Genomic DNA, 1170 nt, shown 5'->3' on the forward strand with positions numbered 1-1170 from the left:
CAGGGCAACCGCATCAAATTTTCAATAGTTTCCTGAGATATTGAGTATCCAGCGCTGCTTTATATAGCCTCTTTTTAATACTCAGTTTGTCTTTCTGTTCTGAGATAATATGCAATGCCATTTTTCTTAATACTGATAGATTCTGGGAAGCATATCCGGCTCTGGCTCGACATGCATCCTCTTTGAAAGTGATATCCAAATGCCAATGCAACTGATTTTCAATGCTCCAATGCCCTCTGACTATCGAGTTAAAATAAGCAGCTTTTGTTTCCTTTTCATCACTGATGTAATACCGAATCTGCGTGGTTACCTTTCCCTGTATTTCTCGTGTAGCCTCTATACGGATGATTGTTTCTAAGTTTTTCCAGGTTTGGAGATTTTCCTCCAGTAGATATTGGTTGGCTGGAAGTATGCTGCATTTACGGGTTTCTATGCGACCATGCCCCGCATCTACTGTCTCATAGGTATCTAAACCACTATGTACTTTGAAGGCACATTCAACGTCTTCGAACAGGGACTTTTGATTGGCTTTCAATGCCAGTAAATAATGTCCTTTCTTCTCCACAATTAGCTCGGCTATCTCACGTTGGGTGCCCATAGCATCAATGGAAACCACCGATCCTTCTATATCAATATCCTCTAGTACTTGGGGAATAGCAGTTATCTCATTGGATTTGTCATCCACTTTTTCTTGTGCGATACAGAAACGATTTTCGCTTACCCATACGTTCAGTAAATACAATCCTTTGTTCCCACGCGTGGTAGGAGATACGCCACGCTGCTTCTTACCATCTATGACGATTTGTTTTTCGGACAAATCAGACAAAATGGAATGACCATAAGAACGTAGGCAGGATTCCAATTCATCCGGATTAATACTTTTGAACACACGCTCAAAGGTATCTTCCGAAGGAATGCCGTTAGGTAACGACAATAAATCGCCTAACTGTGAACCGCGTTCAAGCCCAAACAGATGCATGTCCTGATAGTCAGAACCACCAGTCAAATAGGTACACAAGCCCATCAATAAAATGTCCGAAAGAAGATGCGAACAACGACCTGTAACTCGAGGGTCTGTAACTTCAGCAAAATAGGGAGAGATTAATGTATTCATGAGACGAAGATAACATTTCTACAAATTATGATGAAATTTTGATGCGGTTGCCCTGA

At 41.2% G+C, this 1170-nt stretch carries 1 protein-coding gene; it reads right to left on the reverse strand.

From position 1 onward, the window contains the following. Positions 1–13: 13 nt before the first annotated feature. The gene (locus M2132_RS12030; protein ID WP_280673879.1) at positions 14–1114 is read right to left on the reverse strand and encodes an ISAs1 family transposase; all 1101 of its coding nucleotides are present in this window, start codon (positions 1112–1114) and stop codon (positions 14–16) included. Positions 1115–1170 lie beyond the last annotated feature (56 nt).

Source organism: Dysgonomonas sp. PH5-45 (genome assembly GCF_029893235.1).
Classification (GTDB): Bacteria; Bacteroidota; Bacteroidia; order Bacteroidales; family Dysgonomonadaceae; genus UBA1309.